This window comes from Caulobacter endophyticus (genome assembly GCF_003116815.1).
GTDB classification, from domain to species: domain Bacteria; phylum Pseudomonadota; class Alphaproteobacteria; order Caulobacterales; family Caulobacteraceae; genus Caulobacter; species Caulobacter endophyticus.
The window spans coordinates 96,616-114,425 of the sequence record NZ_QDKQ01000016.1; the positions used below are offsets into that span (position 1 = coordinate 96,616).

Annotated in this window: 13 protein-coding genes and 2 pseudogenes; 7 read left to right on the plus strand and 8 right to left on the minus strand. The window is 66.4% G+C overall.

Annotation, left to right across the window (positions count from 1 at the left end):
• The 3 genes from DDF67_RS03140 to DDF67_RS03145 all read left to right on the plus strand — a co-directional run.
• On the plus strand, positions 1 to 4,204 hold a 4,204-nt coding region (locus DDF67_RS03140), incomplete at its 5' end, for a putative Ig domain-containing protein (RefSeq protein WP_109099491.1).
• A gap of 90 nt (positions 4,205 to 4,294) precedes the next feature.
• Positions 4,295 to 4,543, plus strand: a complete 249-nt coding sequence (locus tag DDF67_RS25460) for a hypothetical protein (protein ID WP_158277983.1) — start codon at positions 4,295 to 4,297, stop codon at positions 4,541 to 4,543.
• Positions 4,544 to 4,573: 30 nt separating this feature from the next.
• Entirely contained in the window at positions 4,574 to 4,972 is a 399-nt protein-coding gene (locus tag DDF67_RS03145; protein ID WP_109099492.1) for a response regulator, read from the plus strand.
• Positions 4,973 to 5,192: 220 nt separating this feature from the next.
• Here DDF67_RS03145 and DDF67_RS03150 read toward each other — a convergent pair whose 3' ends face one another.
• Complete coding sequence (locus DDF67_RS03150; RefSeq protein ID WP_109099493.1) at positions 5,193 to 5,552, minus strand: VOC family protein; 360 nt, start codon at positions 5,550 to 5,552, stop codon at positions 5,193 to 5,195.
• Positions 5,553 to 5,617: 65 nt separating this feature from the next.
• Between DDF67_RS03150 and DDF67_RS03155 the strand changes: the two genes are divergently transcribed.
• Positions 5,618 to 5,932 carry a MarR family transcriptional regulator gene (locus DDF67_RS03155; protein ID WP_109099494.1) on the plus strand — a complete coding sequence of 105 codons (315 nt, stop codon included), beginning with the start codon at positions 5,618 to 5,620 and terminating at the stop codon, positions 5,930 to 5,932.
• Positions 5,933 to 5,936: 4 nt separating this feature from the next.
• Here the strand turns inward: DDF67_RS03155 and DDF67_RS03160 are convergent, their stop codons facing one another.
• The gene (locus DDF67_RS03160; protein ID WP_109099495.1) at positions 5,937 to 6,380 is read right to left on the minus strand and encodes a VOC family protein; all 444 of its coding nucleotides are present in this window, start codon (positions 6,378 to 6,380) and stop codon (positions 5,937 to 5,939) included.
• 302 nt (positions 6,381 to 6,682) lie between these two features.
• Here DDF67_RS03160 and DDF67_RS03165 point away from each other — a divergent pair, with 302 nt between their 5' ends.
• Together DDF67_RS03165 and DDF67_RS03170 are read left to right on the plus strand one after the other, a co-directional pair.
• Positions 6,683 to 7,651, plus strand: a complete 969-nt coding sequence (locus DDF67_RS03165; protein WP_109099496.1) for a hypothetical protein — start codon at positions 6,683 to 6,685, stop codon at positions 7,649 to 7,651.
• The gene (locus DDF67_RS03170; protein ID WP_109099497.1) at positions 7,648 to 10,371 is read left to right on the plus strand and encodes a hypothetical protein; all 2,724 of its coding nucleotides are present in this window, start codon (positions 7,648 to 7,650) and stop codon (positions 10,369 to 10,371) included. Before DDF67_RS03165 ends, DDF67_RS03170 begins: the two co-directional genes overlap by 4 nt.
• Before the next feature lie 200 nt (positions 10,372 to 10,571).
• Here DDF67_RS03170 and DDF67_RS03175 read toward each other — a convergent pair whose 3' ends face one another.
• From DDF67_RS03175 to DDF67_RS03190, 4 genes are all read right to left on the minus strand, one after another.
• Entirely contained in the window at positions 10,572 to 11,810 is a 1,239-nt protein-coding gene (locus tag DDF67_RS03175) for a hypothetical protein (RefSeq protein ID WP_109099498.1), read from the minus strand.
• Between the two features lie 275 nt (positions 11,811 to 12,085).
• Positions 12,086 to 13,045, minus strand: coding sequence for a sensor histidine kinase (locus DDF67_RS03180; protein WP_109099499.1), 960 nt, complete (start codon positions 13,043 to 13,045; stop codon positions 12,086 to 12,088).
• Positions 13,046 to 13,565: 520 nt separating this feature from the next.
• Entirely contained in the window at positions 13,566 to 13,754 is a 189-nt protein-coding gene (locus DDF67_RS03185; protein WP_146197945.1) for a hypothetical protein, read from the minus strand.
• Positions 13,755 to 14,358: 604 nt separating this feature from the next.
• The gene (locus DDF67_RS03190) at positions 14,359 to 14,742 is read right to left on the minus strand and encodes a response regulator (protein ID WP_158277984.1); all 384 of its coding nucleotides are present in this window, start codon (positions 14,740 to 14,742) and stop codon (positions 14,359 to 14,361) included.
• Between the two features lie 116 nt (positions 14,743 to 14,858).
• Here DDF67_RS03190 and DDF67_RS25925 point away from each other — a divergent pair.
• A pseudogene (locus tag DDF67_RS25925) lies at positions 14,859 to 15,118 on the plus strand (stress-induced protein).
• Here the strand turns inward: DDF67_RS25925 and DDF67_RS03200 are convergent.
• Both DDF67_RS03200 and DDF67_RS03205 read right to left on the minus strand, forming a co-directional pair.
• Positions 15,103 to 16,881: an ATP-binding protein gene (locus DDF67_RS03200; RefSeq protein WP_109099502.1), complete on the minus strand. Its 1,779-nt coding sequence runs from the start codon at positions 16,879 to 16,881 to the stop codon at positions 15,103 to 15,105. The pseudogene DDF67_RS25925 and the gene DDF67_RS03200 sit on opposite strands and share 16 nt — an antisense overlap.
• An 805-nt stretch (positions 16,882 to 17,686) precedes the next feature.
• Positions 17,687 to 17,810, minus strand: a pseudogene (locus DDF67_RS03205) (IS5/IS1182 family transposase); the annotation flags it as partial.

A 17,810-nucleotide genomic window follows, 5' to 3' on the forward strand; every position in this document is an offset into this window, starting at 1 on the left:
CAACAGCCTTTCGAGCAACCAGGCCTACAGCGGCACGATCGCCGCCGCCGTGGCCATCACCACGACCTCCCTGCCGACGCCTGTGCTCGGCCAAGCCTACAGCCAGACCGTCGCCACCAGCGACGGTACGGCCCCGATGACCTTCGCCGTCAACACGGGGTCGCTGCCTACCGGGCTAACCCTCAACGCTTCGACCGGCGTGCTCTCTGGCACGGCGACAGCCGCTGGCGCCTACAGCTTCGCCATCACCGCCACCGACGCCAACGGCCTCACCGACGCTGAGACCTATAGCGGCACGATCTCGGCTGGCGTGGTGATCACCACGGCTTCGCTGCCGACGCCCGTTCTGGGCCAGGTCTACAGCCAGACGGTTTCGACCAACGGCGGCACGGCTCCGGTGACCTTCGCCGTCGCCACCGGCGCGCTGCCGACCGGCCTCAGCCTCAACGCCTCCACCGGCGTGATCGGCGGCACGGCCACGGCCGCCGGCACCTATAGCTTCGCGGTCACCGCCACCGACGCCAACGACCTCACCGACGCCGAGACCTACAGCGGCACGATCGCCGGTGCCGTGGCCATCAACACGACCTCCCTGCCGACGCCGGTGCTCGGCCAGGCCTACAGCCAGACGGTTTCAACGACTGGAGGCACGGCTCCGGTGACCTTCGCCGTCACGACGGGCGCCCTGCCCACCGGCCTCAGCCTCAACACCTCCACCGGCGCGATCTCCGGCACGGCAACGGCCGCTGGCGCTTATAGCTTCGCGATCATGGCCACCGACGCCAACGGCCTCACCGACGCCAAGACCTATAGCGGCACGATCTCGGCTGGCGTCGTTATCACCACGACCAGCTTGCCGGCGCCCGTGCTCGGCCAAGCCTACAGCCAGACCATCGCCACCACCGGCGGCACGGCCGCTGTGACCTTCGCCGTCACCACCGGCGCGCCACCGACGGGCCTCAGCTTCAACGCCTCGACCGGCGTAATCTCCGGCACGGCGACCGCCCCGGGCGGGTATAGCTTTGCCGTCACCGCGACCGACGCCAACAGCCTCACCGACGCCAAGACCTACAGCGGCACGATCGCGGCCGGCGTCGCCATCACCACGACCAGCTTGCCCACGCCCGTGCTCGGCCAAGCCTATAGCCAGACCGTCGCCGCCACCGGCGGCACGGCTCCGGTGACCTTCGCCGTCACCACCGGCGCGCTACCGACGGGCCTCAGCCTCAACGCCTCAATCGGCGTGATCTCCGGCACGGTCACCGCCGCAGGCGCCTACAGCTTCACGATCACGGCCACCGACGCCAACGGCCTGGCCGACGCCAAGACTTACAGCGGCGCGATCATTCCCCTGCTCTTGCCGCCGAGCGCGGCGGCAGTCTCGATCAGCGTCGCCGCCAACAGCACGGGTACTTTGGTCGCGCCGGCGCTGTCGGGAGGGACTGCGGCGTCGGTCGCGATCAGCAGCCAGGCAAGCCGCGGAACTGCGACCTCGTCCGGCCTGTCAATCACCTACACGCCCGCCCCCGGCTTCTCGGGCGCGGACAGCTTCACTTACACGGCGACAAACGCCACGGGGACGTCCCCGCCCGCGTTGGTGACGATCGCCGTCTCGGCGCCGACCCTGATCATCGCGCCGACCGGAGCCCTGCCGGGCGGAACGGTCGGCGTGATCTATGCCCAGACCCTTTCGGCGTCGGGAGGAACCGGCCCCTATGTCTATGCCGTTTCGGGCGGCGTCCTGCCGGCCGGCTTGGCCGTCGATCCCGCCACAGGCGCTGTCTCGGGTACGCCGACCACGGCCGGAAGCTATATGTTCGACATCGTCGTCACCGACTCCAACGGTGCGACGGGAACGGCGGCCTATACGATCGTCATCGCCCCGGCGGCCCTGACCGCGCCGAACGCGGGCGCCGTGTCGATTACCGTCGCCGCCAACAGCGCCGGCAACCCGGTCGCGCCAGCGCTGTCGGGCGGGGCCGCAGCCTCTATCGCCATCGCCGACCAACCGGCCCACGGCGCGGCCACGGTATCGGGCCTGTCGATCGCCTATACCCCCGCCGCCGGGTTCTCCGGCGCGGATAGCTTCACCTACACGGCCGCCAACGCCGCAGGAGTCTCGCCCGCTGCCGTCGTGACGGTCACGGTCACCGCCCCTACCCTGGTCTTGACCCCGGTCGGCGGTTTGCCCGACGGCGTGGCCGAGGCCGCCTACGCCCAGACCGTCACGGTCTCCGGCGGCGCCGCGCCTTACCACTTCGCCCTGACGAGCGGCGCCCTGCCCCGCGGCCTGACGCTGAACGCCGTTTCGGGCGCCATCACCGGAACGCCCGCGACGGCGGGGAGCTATGGCTTCCAGGTGACGGCGACCGACGCCAACGGCGCGACGGGTGCAGCCGTCTATAGGGTGACCATCGCCCCTGCGCCGCCGGTGGCCGCCGACTCTACGAGCGCCACGGTGCCGGCCAACACCCAGACCCAGGCCGGCCAGAACGTCAGTCTCAACCTTTCGACCCTGGTCACCGGCGATGTGACCGAGGTGCGCATAGTCACGCCCCCGCAGCACGGCACGGTGACCCTGAGCCAGACCCTGGCCATGCGCGGCGGCGGGGGGCTGTTCATGATGGCAATGTCTGGCCTGTCGACCCCGAGCCAGTTTGTCGCGGTCTACACCCCCGACAAGGACTTCCAGGGTGTGGACAGCTTCGCCTTCGTCGCCGTCGGTCCCGGGGGGGTGTCTGCTCCGGCCGTGGCCACGATCAATGTGGTCGGACGTCCGCCGACGGCCAAGGCGCTGACTGCCGCCACCACCGACGGCAAGACGGTGTCGGTTGAGCTGACCACCGGCGCTACCGAGGGGCCCTTCACCGGCGCGACGCTCGGCGCGGTCACGCCGGCGGACGCAGCGACGGTCGCGCTCGTGCAGGGCGGAACCGCCTCGGCGCGCACCTTCCGTCTCGACGTCACACCCAAGGTCCGCTTCGGCGGGACGATCAAGATCAACTACACCCTGACCAACGTGTTCGGCGACTCCTCGACGGCCACTGTCACGCTCCAGGTCACCGCCCGCCCCAACCCGGCGGCCGACCCGGTGGTGCAGGCGATCAGCGATGCCCAGGGCGAGGCGGCCCGCCGCTTCGCTCAGGCGCAGGTCGACAACTTCATGCGCCGGGCCGAAAGCCTGCACGGCGCCGATTGCCTGGCCTCAGGCAGCGGGGTGACTCTCTCCGCGGTCGACATGGACCGCACCGGCGATCCGCGCGGCCGCGTCGGCGGGCCGGCTCCGGGCGGGGCGAACCGCGCCTCGGACGGTTCCAATGGCGACGCCGCCTCCAACGCCGAGGCCTCGGCCGCGGCGCGGGGCTGCCGTCCGGGCGACGCGTCGGTCTGGACCGGCGGGGCGATCTCGCTGAGCACGCGTGACGCCTCGGGCGACGCCTCGAAGATCCGCGCCACCAGCAGTGGGCTGAGCCTGGGCGTCGACAAGCGCGTGTCCGAGCGCGCCAGCGTCGGGGTCGGCGTCGGCTACGGCGAGGAGCGCAGCCGCGTCGGCGGCGACGCCGGTCGGGTCTCGGCCCAAAGCACGGTGGTGGCCGCCTATGGCAGCCTAGCGCCGGCCGACGGCCTGTTCATCGACGGCATGGTCGCTCGTGGCTGGCTCGACTTCGATACCCGCCGCCTGGATACCACCAGCGGACTGACGACCTTGGGCGCTCGCGATGGTCGCTTCACCGTTGCGGCGCTGTCGGCTGGCCTCGACCGGCGGAGCGGCGGTCTCAGCTGGTCGCCCTATGGACGCCTGGAATATCTGAGCGGGTCGCTGGACGCCTACCGCGAGCAGGGCGCGGGCGTCTACGATCTTCGCTTCGATCGCCGCTGGCTGCGCTCGACACTGGGAGTGCTGGGGCTTCGCGCGGCGTATGAGCGTCCGACCGTCGCCGGGATCCTAACCACCTCGCTGCGCGCCGAATGGCGTCACGAGTTCTCCGGCGGATCGCGTCAAGGCGTCGACTACGCCGATGTCCCCGGCGCGGCCTACTACAGTCTGCCCGCCCTGGGCTGGTCGCGCGAGCGACTGCTCATCGAGCCTGGCCTGGGCCTGCTGCTGCCTTCCGGCTGGGAGCTGGGCCTCGATGCGGGCCTGAGGCTTTCCGACAGCGAAAGCACGACCCAGGCGCGGGTCGAGGCGAAGAAGCGGTTCTAGAAACGAGTAGCCCGCAAGGTCCAATCGCTTGACTTTGCGGGTTCTCTAGGCTCACGGCTTCATCGGGAGCGCTCCATTTGCGGACATTGGGTGAGCGCTAAGAACACGACGCGCCTGGACCCGGCGCGCCAGTTGCTGACACCGGCATGCTTCAAGAAACAGACGTTCGTCGCGGGGCCAAGGAGACCGGTCCCACCAGCCTTCCCCGTCGCAGCGCGCAAGAAGACGGTTCATACTTATCTGCAGCGTTCGCCAGCAGCCTCGGACTTCGCAACCTTCAAGTGCGCCGATACGTCGCGCGACAACCTGCGCCATAGCCGGCAGCGCGGCGGCGCCTAGGATCAACCAAAAGATGCTTGGGAGGTACCTATGCGCGTCCTTGTGGCCGATGATGACGACTTCATTCGCGAGCTAGTCGGCATTTTCCTCGAGGGCAGCGGCCTTGCCATGGTGGAGGCAGAAGACGGACTTGAGGCGATAGCTGAGTTCGAGCGCCAGCCGTTTCGCATCGCTCTGATCGACGTGATGATGCCGAAACAGGACGGCATAGAAACCATCGCACAGGTACGCCGCAGATGGCCGTCGACGCGCATTATCGCCATGAGCGCCGGCTCCCGCCTCATCAAACGCGATGACGCACTAGCCTGGGCTTCCGGTTTGGGAGCTGACGCTGTGGTTCAAAAGCCTTTCGATCCGATCATGCTGAGCGACATCATAGAACGCCAACTGGCTCTCGCCCCCCCACCCTCGCAAAGACTTGCGTGCTGACGCAGGGCCGTTGAGTTTAGATCAGCCAATACAGCGGCAGGTGGACCGCCCTAGATGGCGCGGTTTGTCGCCCCCCCACTGGAAGGCGCGCCTTCGGTGTTTCCGGCGTGGTCGCGCCATTCGCGGACCTTGGCATCGCTCCAGGAAGCCGATGGTCGGCGAGCTTCGCGGCAAGCGAATATTTTCGGGAAACGGGTCGCCGCGATTCAATGATCTTCAGTTATCGGCTCGACAAGAAGAACGTATTCCCGTCTGGGTCCTGGAAATAGACATGAGGGAAAGGCTTTAGTTCTGGCGGCCCCAAGAAGGTCACGCCCTTTTCCAGCAACCGTTCGTACTCGTACGGCACGCTGTCACAGCCGAAGGCGCCGTTGAAAAAGGTGCCGACCCTGTCTTCGTGCCCTTCCGGCGTGAAGAGCAAGATGCCGGTTTGGGCGCCTGGGATGGAGAGTTCAATCCAGCGCCTGTCGCCGATCGGGCGATCCGTCGTGATGATAAACCCCATGACGCCCGTCCAAAAGGCTAGGGCCCGCTCCTGATCTCGGGTTGGAACTCCAACATAGTTGAGCTTCTTGATCACCGGGCCGGTTTCCACGCCAGGCCGTCAACTTGCGACCAGAGACCGGCGTGGTATCGGCTAGTCCGATGAGCGACAAGCAGTACACGCTGGACGCCTATGTCCTCGACACTCTCATGCGCGACCTGGTGGGTCACGATCACCGGGCCTCGGCGTTTCTGGTCTATCTAGCCTTGGCGGCCCTGGGCGATACCCGCCCTCGCCTCAGTCACGCCCAGTTGGCGGAGCGGACCGGCTTGTCGAAGCGCAGCGTTCAGGCTGCGGTAAGCCATCTTGCCGAACGAGGCCTGATACGCGCCACCCGGTCCGGCGCCACCGACGTGACCGGCTACGAGATTCTGGCCCCGTGGCGGCGTAGGGCCGAACCCGCGCCGGGTCCGTAGGGCTTCATTTGGGCTGCCACAACTCAACCAGCGTGCCGTCGGGGTCTTGCACCCAGGCAAACCGTCCGAAGGCGTTGTCGTCGTCGCACTTTAAAATGGCGACGTTTGACGCCCGCAGCCGAGCGGTGATCGCATCCATGTCATCCACGGCGAAGTTTACCATGAACTCGCGCGCTGATGGCGCCATGTGGTCGGAGGTCTGGGGGAAAGCCATCCAGGAAATCTTGGGCGGATGGCCAGGCGCGTCGTAGGCCAGCGCCGCGCCGCCCCAGGCGGCGACTTCCAACCCCAGCACATCGCGATACCAGTTCGCCAGGGCTTTGGGATCCTTGCTTTTGACGAACAAGCCGCCAATGCCGGTGACACGGCCGATCGGCTCAGCCATGGCCGTCCCCTGACAAGCGAGCGCGAAGGCGATCGCGAAGACTGATTTCAAGAACGCCTTCATTCATGGTGCTCCCCACGGGTCCCAATCCGGTCCAACCCTGCGTGAGCGTTATAGATCGGGCGGCGCCTGAAGCGCATCGGGAGCAACGATTGCTATAGCAGCGTTTGCAGATCACGTTTGCAGAGCCTTGGCAGGGTCGCTGCGGACGAAGTCGCAGATTGGCTGGTTGGCGCCGTTAGCGGACCTTAGCGCACCTACGCGTGAGGCGGCGGGATTGTCCGGCGATCTGCGTTCGCCGTACACCTGACGTTCATCCGACCCGCGCTCAGTTGCGCGACGGGGTGGAGCTTGGTGGGGAAACAATGCGAAACCAGAATCTGGTCGCGCCGATCATGGTGTCGGCGGCGCTCGCGGGGGGCGCCCCCGAGGCAACGCTGGCGCAAAGCCAGCCCGCGCTCACGTCCATCGACCGGGTGGCCTATATGGCCTGCGTGCTATTCAAGTCGGGAGCGGCTTCCGGTTACGTCCCTGTCCAGAAGACGACCGGCTACCACGTCTACAATTACTTCGAGTCGAAGACCGGGGAGCGGCTGCTGCCCGGCACCGGCTACACGAACATTCGATGCTATCGCGGCGACACGCAGGAAGCCGCTGAACAGGCGCGCATCAAATCCGGTTATGTCGCCGCCGAGACCATCCCTTGGCCAAAGGGTTTCAAGCCCGTGCCCGACCCTGGCGCGCCGAAGCCTGTCGGTCCGGACCAGTGGCTGCTGTGCACCCTGGAGACCGGCGGCGGAATTGGCCGTCCCCTGGCGATGATTGTGTTCGAGCCCTTCCGCGTGCCCGGCGCCAAGTATCCGCTCAGCGGCGATGTCGGAATGATGTTCCATCGCCAGATCGGCACGGACACGGTGGTGCCTGGCTATTCACCCTTCAACGGCAACGGCTCAGGCGGGTGCGACGCGTTCGGGACCGAGACCGCGGCGCGCGCCAAGCGCGATCGCTGGCAGTACAGCCGCAACTACAACATCGTGAAATTCGTCGACTGGCGTCCTCCCGAGCTGAACGCCAAGACGGAGCCCGCCAAGGTAACCGGTACCGCCGGCGGCCCGGGTAATCCCAACGACAAGAGCGGCGCCACGGTGCAGCCCGTCGACACCTCGCTGCGCGACGCCGGCAAGGCGTGGGACGAGCAGGTCAAGAAGACCTTGGCCGAAGAGGCTAAGAAGAAGGTCGCGTTGGTCGCAATACAAATTCAGGCCAACGCCAAGGCCAAAGCCGACCTCGAAGCCTTCCTCAAGGCGCGCCGGAAGCAGGGCAGCGCTCAATGAGCCGCATCGCGCTGCTGAGCGCCGCCGCCGGCCTGGCCCTGGCCACGTCCGCGCAGGCCCAACTCCTGACCATCGCTCTGCGGCCCATGACTGCCGCATCCGCCGACCAGCAGGCGACTTCGGTGCTGAAGGGCGGCGCGATCTGCATCAAGCAGGGCCCGCTATCGGCCTCGGAGATGCGCCGCGCCCTCACCAGCAACGACAGCGCCGTCCGCCTGCGCGAGACGCTGAGCAGCGCCGGAGTGATGATCAACACCTCGGGCTCGGCGGCCGTCGAGGTCTCGGGCGTGGCCCGGATCACTCTGGCCGACGCCTGCCTGCCCGACTACGGCTTTGGCAAGATCGACAAGATCACCGGCAAGGCCGAGGTCGCCGTCGAATGGACCCTGACCGACCGCGCCACCGGCGCTGAGATCGGCATGCTGTCGACGCGCGAGGCGGCCGAACGCACCGGCGGAACCGGCGGGCTGGCCGGCCTGATCGACGAGGCTTTCATGGCCAACGCCAGCGCCCTGGCGGCCAATCCAGCGTTCCGGACAGCCGCCACCCGCCCCTCGCTAGCCTTGGCCAAGCCCGACACCTTCCAGTCGCGCGATCCGACCCTGCTGGTCCTGTCGCCCTGGCGTCGGGTGAGCGACAAGACGCCTCTATCGCTCACCGCGCCGCGCATCATCGAGAGCGATCTCGACATGCTTTACGGCGGCGCACGCGAGTACTTCGCCGTACCGCTCGAGGCCGGCGAGACCCTGCGACTGGACATGCAGGACGCCGCCGCGAAGATCGTCATCTCCGTCACCGGCCCCGGTAACAAGTACCTCGCCTCGACCGACTACAGGACCCCCGAACGGCAGCTGTCGGCGACGGCCAAGACAACGGGAACCCATATTATCAGCCTCTGGGCTTCGAGCAGTCCGCAGATTGCGCCCTACCGGCTGAAGATCGACACCGACCGGCGGCCCTACAGCGAGACGGCGACGCCGGACGCGCCTAGCGCTCCGACCACTACCGCATCCGCCCCCACGAACGGTCCCAATGGCCCGGTGGCCCTGCGCTGGGTCGTGGCCGCGCCCCTCGAGGCCCAGGCCGGCGGCCAGATCGGCGCGGCGGACTTCTGCACCAGCAAGGAGCCCGTCCAGCCCTCCGAGATGCGCCGCGCCATCGAGTCCGGCGCGCTCGACGCCCGGCTGCGCGACGACCTCCGGGCCGCAGGCTTCCAGGTCGTAGGAAGCATGGCCAAGACCCCGCACGGCGTCGCGCCCGTGTCGCTATCGGCCGAGGCGCGGATCACCAACTTCCAGGGCTGCATCCTCAACTGGGGCCTGGCCAATTTCGATACGGTCGCCGGCAAGGTGGCCATGAGCGTCGACTGGGTGGCGCGCGACCGCGCCACCGGGGCAGAACTCGCCCGTCTGACCACTCAGCAGGGTGTCGATCGCAAGAAAGGGTCTGGCGGCCTTCTGTACCTGACCCAGGATGCGTTCAGCGCCAACATCAAGGCCCTGCTGGCCGATCCGGCGGTGAAGGCGGCCCTGCGCCGTCCGGCCCTGGCGGCGCCGCAGCCGGACGACGGCCCAGCGCGCGATCCGCTGCGCGCGGTCATTCCGCCCTGGACGCCAACCGCCTTCGGCGCCCGCATTCCGCTGGACTTGCCCAAGGTGGCCGAAAGCGACATCGACGCTACCGACGAGGACAAGACCTCGGCGCGCGAGACCTACAGGATCAACGTTAGGGCCGGCGAGACGGTGTCCATCGCGATCAGCGACGCCCAAAAGCCCTTGCGCGTCGGCGTACTCGACATGCAGAGCATGTTGATCACCGACACTTTCGGCGCCAGCCCCGCCCTGAAGTGGAAGGCTCCGGCGGCCGGCGACTACTTGATCCAAGTGACCTCGGCCGACAAGCCGCGCCAGACGCCTTACCGCATGCTGGTCGAGAGCGACCTGCGCCCCAAGGATCCGCCTAAGCCCGTCATGGCCGAAGCGCCGAAGCCGCCTCTCGCCGCCAAGCCCGAGGTCGCGAAGAACGACCCGCCGGCCAAGCCTCCCGCCCCGCCCGCGCTTCCATCGATGCCCAAGTTCACCCCGCCGCCGGGCGTGCTGCTGGCCGAGGTCGGCAAGTCGGTGCAGCGACCGGCCGGCAAGGTCGGGGCGGCGGTCGATCTCTACGCCTTCATCGGCGAGGCCGGCTCGGTGCTCCAGGCCAGCGCGGGCGGTCCCGGCGCGGGCGGCCACGCCATCACCCTCTACACGCCCGAGGGCGACGAGATGCTGAAGGCCGACGGCGTCGACATGACCCGCCTGAACGGCATCCTGCCCAAGGACGGCATCTACATGCTGGCGGTCGGCCGCCAGAACGCGGCCAAGCCCTACGAGCTGACCCTGGCGGCGGACTCGCCGGACCTTTTCCAGTGGAGCCAACGCAATCTGGCCGGCTACGAGGTCCTGGGTCAGGACGGGAAGCTGCTCTACACAACCTGCTGGACGGCGCCCGGCGCGACCTTGCGCTACGACTTCGCCAGTGGCGTAAGGAGCTCGATAAGCGTCCAGCGCGGCGGCGCCGGACGGTGGGAGTTCGTCGGGGAACCGGCGAAGGCCTTTACCACCCAGCTGGTCGCGGGTGTCTTCGTGCGGACCTATGCCAGCGGAGACAAGCCGAACTCCTGGGGTCTGGATGATCCGCCACCCCGGACCGGCGCCTATCGCGGCTACCTCTGCAGGTAGCCTGCATAGCGCCAGAATAGCTAGGGGCGCGTCAACGCGCATACTCAACGGTGCACTTGGTCTGACAGAGCCCGACGAACACCACGGCGACATTCAGCGTCACTCGAACGAACTGCGGCGTGGTCGCCTTGCCGGCCTGACGGTGCTCTCGGCGCCAACATCGCCGAGTGTACGAAGTTCCACTACGCCAGCGCTGAACTCTAGGTCAGGATGTAGTCGGCCGTGTTGAACAAACCCTTGAGCGTTAGGAATTCGATGTAGTCGTCTCCGCCACCATTGGTGTCGATCGACAGGTAGGTGTAGCCACCTCGGTGCGCCTGCTTGAGGTAGCCGGTCGCAAAGGCCTCTTGAACCTCGACCTCGATCAGCGAACCGAGCACGATTCTATCGGATGCTCCGAGGTCGTTGATCCTCACCGACACGACGTCGGTGAAGTCGAAGCGATCAGCCCCAGCGCCACCAGTCGCTTCGGCGGCGGATCTGAATATGAAGGTGTCGTCGCCGGCGTCCCCCAGCAGCGTCACCCTCTGGTAGCTCTCGGCCGAGAGGATGTCGTTTCCATCGCCACCGGACGCGTAGGCGAAAGGTGACAGGATGTCATTGCCACGACCGCCTGTGATCCGCTGGAAGGAGAACAGAATGTCGTCGCCCGAGCCGCCGATGATGTGAAAGGCGTCGACTTCGTCGGTGCCGATCTCTTCGCTGAAGACTCTGACGACGCCATCCCCGGTGCCTGGGAGCCTCGTGATCCCGATCTTGGCGGTATCGTATGAGACTGTTCCGGCCGCGGCGTAATAGCTGTCATTGTCCCCGTCGAGGGCGGCTTTGATGACGCCGTTGTAGATGGCGATCTGATCCGAACCCTCCCCGTCAGACACCGTTGTGTGGGTCACGCCGTTGATGGTGACGACATCGTTCCCCGTGCCCATGTTGAGGAAAATCTTGGCGGTTTCGCTGTCGGAGTCGTCGTAAACCCAATCATCGCCCGCGCCGAGGTTGATCTTCTGGCCCGCCTCGACAGCCCAGACCTTGTCTCGGAAGGGTGTTCCGTTGACCGTGGTGCTGGTCTGCTCCCAGATGAACTGGGTGAGGAATTCGGTCTGAATGCCTTCATCGAGAGGGCGGAGGATCGACCCGCTCAAGAGCGCGTAGTCGGGATCGTTCGTGGGGTCGCCGTCAATCAAAACCGGATCGACGTCGCCGCTCTGATAGTCCCCGTCAGTCTGTTGAACGGGCGAGCCGTCCATCCATACCCAGTCGTCTGCGACCTTGTGGGCGCCGATCCAAGCGTAGCCCTCGAACCGATGCTCCCGACCACCACCTTTGCCGCCATAAGAATGATAGAGGCGAGAGGTCAATGCCCCGCCGTATTCCACCGAATAGTCGCGCGCCTGTTCCCACGTGAGCGTGCGGCCAACGTCCGTGATGATCGTCGTCATAGTCGATCCTCCAGCCCCGGCGGAGAATGCGCGTGAGTTTGACGCACGGCAACGGGAACACAGCGCGAATCGCCTCCTGATTGAAACGCCGGCATGACGTCGCCTTTTTTGACTTGAGGTTAAGTTACTTCGCTCAAGGATGTAGATGAGGCTTAGCCGTGTGAAGGTAAGTCATCGCTAGACGCCTTCGACGCGCTCGCCGGACCTGGGTTCGGCATAGGCAAGGCCGGTGTCGTGGGCGTGGCGTTCCCCAGGCCTGGACGCGCCGACAGCGCCTAGTCTTCCAGCGGCGCATCCCGCGGAAGCGTCACCACGACGACAGCGCCGGGCCCCTGCCCTCGCGCCAGGCTCCCGCCAAGCTGCTGGACCAGAGAGCCGACGATCCGCGTGCCGCCGCCTGGTTTGGCCCCATCGGCCAGCCCGACGCCGTCGTCGCGCACCGTCAGGACCAAACGCTCGCCTGCCTCTTCGAACGTGACGCAGACATCGCCGCTGCGATCATTGGGAAAGGCGTACTTGAGGGCGTTCTCAACCAGCTCGTTGATGATTAGCCCGATCGGCACGGCCTGCAGCGAACTTAAGGCGACATCGGCGGCCTGGACACGCAGGGCCACCGGACGCACCCCCAAAACGCTGGCTCTCAGCTCATCGCAGAGCGATATGATGAAATCGCGCGAGCGAACGACCGTCGCGCGCTCGGCCAGATGCAGCCGCGCATAAACCTGCCCCAGGACGCCAATGCGCCCGACCGCGTTCTCGATGGCCTGGCGCGCGCGAAGATCTTCGATCTCCCGGACTGAAAGCCGCAAAAGTCCGCTGACCGAGGCCAGGTGGTTCTTGACGCGATGATTGACGTCGAGAAGCAGCAGGCGGTTCAGCTCGCTGCTGCGTTCCAATTTCTCGGCTGTGTGGGCCAGGCGCTCGGCGGTTCCGCGCAGGGCTTCGACCACGAAGGCGACGAACAGGGCCACGATCACGTAGAGCACGAGCGGCACCGGGTCCCGGGCGTCAGGCATGGTGAACGCGTTAAAATCGGGAATGAAGAAATACCAGGCCAGCATGGCGCTCAGCAGCACTGAGAAGATGCCCGTGCCACGATCGAGGAATACCGAGATTAGGATGATCGCCGGGAAGAACAACAGAAACGGATAGCCGCCCAACCACCCGCCAATCACCGATCGCAATGCAAAGAAGGCCCCGATCACCGCGGTGGCGATGACGTACCGGACCGCCACGGGCGCCGAGCGCTAGGGGTCCGACCAGATAAAGGCACGTTCGAGTTGCATGGCGCGGACTTGAACACGAGACAGGCCGGCGACCAAGCTTGGCAGAAGCGGCCCAGGCGCGGTGCGCCCGCCAAAACGTGCGCCCCCGCGCAACGACCAGAACCGCATTCGAAAAGGTGGACCAAGCCCACCAAAACAACCGCCCGGTGCGCCCGAGGCTCGATCGACCAAGCGCCCGGTTCGCCAAGCCAAGCCGGCGGCGTCAGCGGCGTACGCGCCGCCGGCCCATGTTCCGCATCACCCGCGAGCAGCTCCGGCGCTGCGGCGCGTCTACTCGCCGGTCTCGCGCCTTGAGACGGCGAGCGCCTCCAGGTGAACATATCGCACGACCCAAGCAGATCCGCCCGGCTAGCCTTGCTGCGTCATCTGGGCACGGCGCTGAGGCCTATCGCGCCCGAGCGACGCTCAAGCGCCGACGACGTACGTCCAGCGTAAAACCCAAACGCTCCGCTCGCGCCGCCAAAGGCGGTCAACCCAGAGGCTTCTGATAGACGTCCTGACCTGACTCGGCTTGCTCGACCGCGCGTAGCAGGTTTTCTGCAGACCTTCGGGCGGCGTCCATCGTCAGGGAGCCGTTAAAGCCGTTCGGCTCGGTGACAACCACTTCGCCTTCGAGGAGTTCAGCCGTCAACGGCTCATCGATTGGTCCGTGCGTCACGGCGGATCTCCACATGGAATTGCCTTCCTCAGCGCTAACGGGACGAGGCCGGACGGGTTGCCGCCGTCCTGCGTAAAGGCGTCCGGCGGCGAACGCATGCGGCCGCCAACAGCGCGCCGCGCAACAGGCGAGGCCTTTGGTGACAAGGTCCGCGCCCACTTGAGGCATGCCCGAGCGCATCAGCCAAGCCGCCGCCACAGACAGGTGGGTCGTTGTCCGCACCGCCGGCTCATGGTGGTCAGAGCCCTTGGAAGAGGTTCGACGCTTGGGCCAGACTATGTCGCTGAGGGCCAAGCGCTGGGCCGAATACACACCCTTGGCAAGACCGCCTTCCTCGACCGCGACTCTGCACTGGCCGCCGCCGAGCGCGAACGACTTAGACGAGCGGTGCGCCGCGCCCGACCGACGAGGCCGTCTCCGCGTCTCACAGTCTTGCGTGATCAGGGCCTCACCCCCCGCAGCAGGGCCGCGCGGATGAAAACGCGTTCCGCGTTCGAGGCGTCGGGTCGACCGCCCCGCATGCGCAGGCCGCGCCCCAAACCCGCTCCAGCCGCGCGCCGTCGCTGCCGGTCTTCCTGATGCCCTAGGCCCACGCGCCCTCGCGTCAAGCCCGAGAAACCGCGCCCAGCAATCTTTCGACGCTCGCCGTCAACAGCTCTCTCGACACCGGCTTGACCAGAGCATCCTCCGCGCCGAGCCCCAACGCCATGTCGAGGACGCCGCCTGGGCTAAGGCGCCTAGCTCCCCCGCTCATGGCGATGATCCGCATGGCGGGCCAGCGCCGTCTGGCCTCGATGATCGTCTCGATGCCCTCCCGGACGGGCATCAGCAGATCGATGAGCGCTAGGTCGAAATGGCGAAGCTCAAGCTTTGCGATCGCTTTGCCGCCGTGCTCGGCCTCCTCGACCTCATAGCCTTCGTCGCTCAAGACGTGCGCGTAGATCTGCCGCGAAATCTCATCGTCATCGACAATCAAAACCCGCGCCAACAAGGCCTCCCTTCCACCACGCGCCCAGCCTTGATCGAAATCCAAACCCGCATGAACGCAAGGTTGACCAACGATGAAAACAGCCTGAGGTTTCGTGCACCAGCACGATAGATTGGATGGAAACTGATCAACCTGCCTCCCGCTCGCGACGGGGATTTGCGTTCATGTCGCCGGAACGGCGGCGCGAGATCGCCCGCAAGGCGGCGCCAGCGTTCCCGCCGAGAAGCGGAGTTTCGCCCAAAGCCGCGCCCTCGCCGTAGCTGCCGGCGCCAAGGGCGGGTCTCAGCAGCGCCTCGCGGGCAAGACGGTCGGCAGGCCCCAAACGGGCCAAGACCCCGCGGCGGAGGACAAAGCCCCGCCCTATAGCCCAGAATAGGCCCGCGCTAAGTCTGGCTTTGGCGCGAGCACGGCGCTGCAGCGCTCAATCAGCAGGCCCGCCTGGATCGGCTTGGACAGATGGCCGTCCGCCCCCGCCGCGAGCGACGCTTGAACGTGCTCGGGCATCGCGTTGGCGGTCAGCACATGAATTTGGGTCCGCGGACGACGCTCGGCGGTCTCCAGCTCGCGGATCCGCCGGATGGCGGTCAAGCCGTCCATGATCGGCATCTGCATGTCCATCAGGATCATGTCGAAAGTACCGTGCTGATACGCTCGGACCGCGTCAGCGCCGTTTTCGACGCTGACCAGATCAATCCCCGTTTCCCCGAGAACCAGTTCAACGACCCGCCGGTTGGTGGGATGATCCTCGGCGAGAAGGACACGCATGCCGGCCAGGGGCGCCCCAAGGTCATGAGCCGCGCCGACCGCAGGGCCCGCTGGGCCTTGACCGCGGGGCAAAGGAACCACGAAGGTGAAGGTCGCCCCCTGGCCGCACCGGCCTTCGCCTTCGATCATGCCGCCCATCGCCTGGGCCAACGACTGGGAGATCGCCAGACCCAGTCCGCTCCCCCCGTATGACCGGGTGTTCGAGCCGTCGGCCTGCTCGAAGCGGGAGAACAGCTGCAGCTTGGTTTCCTGGTCAAAGCCAATGCCGGTGTCGCGGACTTCGAACACGACCGTCGGGCTGGTCTGATCGGGAGCAAGGCTGACCGACAGGCGGACCTGGCCGACCATGGTGAACTTGACCGCATTGCTGAGGAGGTTCGTCAGAACCTGCCGGATGCGTATGGCGTCGCCCACGAAGGTCCCTGTCGCTTCGGGGCTGAGGTCGACCGTCAGATCAAGACCCTTGGCCCGAGCGGCGGCGTCGAAGAGTTCGGCGCAGGCGCTGACCGACGCCCCAAGGTCGAACGGCTCGGCCCGCAATTCCAGTTTCCCCGCCTCGATCCGCGCCAGGTCTAAGATGTCGGTCAGCAGCGTCTCCAGGGTTCTGGCGGAAGCCTCGACGAGCTCGACCATGTTTCTTTGCGACCGAGTCAGGGGTGTGTGCGCTAGGGCTCCGGCCACGCCCAGCACGCCGTTCAGGGGCGTGCGGATCTCATGGCTCATATTGGCCAGGAACTGTGACTTTGCGTCGTTGGCCGCGTCGGCCTTGGCGGCGGCCACCTTCAGCGCATTGGCGGTTTGCTGCGCCAGGGCAAGCGAGGCCGCTAGCGCCTTGGCGTCGGCCTGACCCCGGCGCGTCGCCGCCGCCAGGTGCGCAACAAACATGAGGTTGGCGAGACACACAAAAGCCGCGGCGCCCTTTCCCGGTTCGGTGGCCAAGGAATAGATCGGCAGTCCGACGAGCAGGCAGATGAACGGGATCGTGCCCGCCCAGAGCATGGCCGCCGAAGAGCTTGCGTGAAGGCGAACGTTCATGACGCCGCCCGCTAGCACCGTCACGGCCAGAACCCGCCCTTGCCAGCCTTCGTTGAACCAGGCCAGCGGCGCCACGCTCGCGAAGACGGCGGTGCTCAGCGCCACCGAGGCGATGAACAGCCGCTTGTGGGGTTCGCTGGGCCGATGGCCGGCCGTGCGCATCGGTTGGGAAAGCCACGACGTCGCCAGCTGCGCCGACACGGTGGCGGCGAGCCAGAGCGCGGGCCAGGCGCTGGCCTTGTTGAGATAGATCGCCGCCGCTATGCCGACGCTGAAGAAAAGCCGGAGTGGAAACTCCCGCACTCTCCGGTGAGCGATGCCATGCCAATCTTCTTGCATTCCGGCATGATTGTTCGCGACAATTTAACAGGCCGATAATACATTCGGAGCACTTCCCGCGACAATAGGTCGCGAACTTAAGTAAATTGCCTCTTCGGCGATAGATGATATCAAATGTTATTCGGCAACTCTGATCAGCGACAGGGATATTGCGGCGATAGGTCATGTAGCCGTGGTAGGCCGCGCGAGCGCGCGGCCGCCTGCGCGGCCTAACGCACGACGCTAGGCCAAGGCTTCGCGGGCGTAGACGAGGACGGCGGCCCCCGATCCTCGCCTATGACCGGCTCGCGCCAGACGAGCACGGCCAGGTCGTCTAGAGATGCGCCAGGCTCCACGACGATCCGCCAGCGCTAGACGCCCGGGCGCCGATCCCAGAAGGCCTCGTCGTGAGGAGCCGCCCGCACCAGCAGATGAGCGCCCGCGTGATAGGCGAGGGAGGCTGGGATATCGCCCATCCGACATCGCCGAACGGCGTGGGATCGATCGGAAGTGGGTTGTCTGTCATGTGGTCCCTGAGCGTTAGTTGACGGCCGGGCCGCGGAGTGCAAACCCCGCCCTTCTACAAAGCTTGACGCGGGGAAATCCGACGCCCAGGCCTGCAGCAACTCGGAAACTCGTTAGGCGTTTCGGCGACGTCGCAAGAGAACGCGGCATCTAGACCCCTTACTCTGGCCCCGGCCCTCAACCGAGGCCCTCTTTCGCCGAGCTTGGTCAGGCCGTGGCCGTCGCCAGCCTAGCTGGCTAAGCGCACGGCTATCTGCCTCCTAAGACCGGTTCCAAAAATCCCAGCGCCTAGGGTCTGGACTCAATTGAGCCAATAGGCGCAGAGGGCGGCGATGAGCACGCCGGAGAGGTAATTTCTGGCGAGCTTGTCGTAGCGGGTGGCGACGCGTCGGAAGTCCTTGAGCCTGCACCACATGCGCTCGACG